We start from the raw sequence: 656 nt of genomic DNA on the forward strand, positions 1-656 counted from the left end.
GGGCGTTGACAGTGACATGGCCGGAGCGACGTGTTTCAGACGCCGAGCAATTCCAAGGACTGAGCACCAGAACCGACCCTCCCGACGGATTTTCGCGAGCTGGATTCCTCCCTCCCTCCTTATCAAAACCGCCGCTCGCGAATTCGCTGGCGAGTATATCTCCGATATGATATACATATATCGCTCAGAGGATATACAAATGCCGCTCTTCATTCGCGATCCCGACGTCGATGCCATGGCCGTCGAGCTGCAGCAGATTACCAAGGCGCGCAGCAAGACCGAGGCCGTCAGAACCGCCTTGCGCCATGAGATCGAGCGCAACCGCGGCAGCGTCCCGCTGCGCGAGAGACTTGCCAAAGTCAAGGAAATGGCGCGGCGGATCGGGCCAGCCAACCCTGATTTCAATATGAAGAAATTCACCGACGAAATGTGGGGCGACGACTGATGTTCGTCGATGCCTCGGCGATCGTTGCCATCCTGAACGAGGAACCTGGCGCGGAAGAACTGGAAAAGCGGCTCGCGGCCGCGACCAAGCCGCTGTATATCTCCCCGCTCGTCCGGTTCGAGGCAGTCCAGGGTCTCGCGCGAGCATCGGCCGAAGCCATCAAAAAGAACGCCAAGCCCACGGCCAACATGCTGGCGCAAGCCCGTGATAC

The 656-nt window shown here is 59.3% G+C and carries 2 protein-coding genes; both read left to right on the forward strand.

Translation table 11 applies throughout. The features are described from left to right. The first annotated feature begins 199 nt into the window (after positions 1 to 199). Positions 200 to 445, forward strand: a complete 246-nt coding sequence (locus NKH90_RS34675) for a type II toxin-antitoxin system VapB family antitoxin (protein ID WP_352823835.1) — start codon at positions 200 to 202, stop codon at positions 443 to 445. After that, positions 445 to 656, forward strand: a 212-nt coding sequence (locus NKH90_RS34680; RefSeq protein WP_502898906.1) for a PIN domain-containing protein, incomplete at its 3' end; no start/stop codon positions are given. The genes NKH90_RS34675 and NKH90_RS34680, both read left to right, overlap by 1 nt.

Origin of the sequence: Mesorhizobium sp. M0898 (genome assembly GCF_040319695.1) — a bacterium.
Classification (GTDB): domain Bacteria; phylum Pseudomonadota; class Alphaproteobacteria; order Rhizobiales; family Rhizobiaceae; genus Mesorhizobium.

What these genes read in the sequence shown, in the direction of transcription:
- NKH90_RS34675 (WP_352823835.1), top strand. Translation starts at nt 200, where the DNA reads ATGCCGCTCTTCATTCGCGATCCCGACGTCGATGCCATGGCCGTCGAG.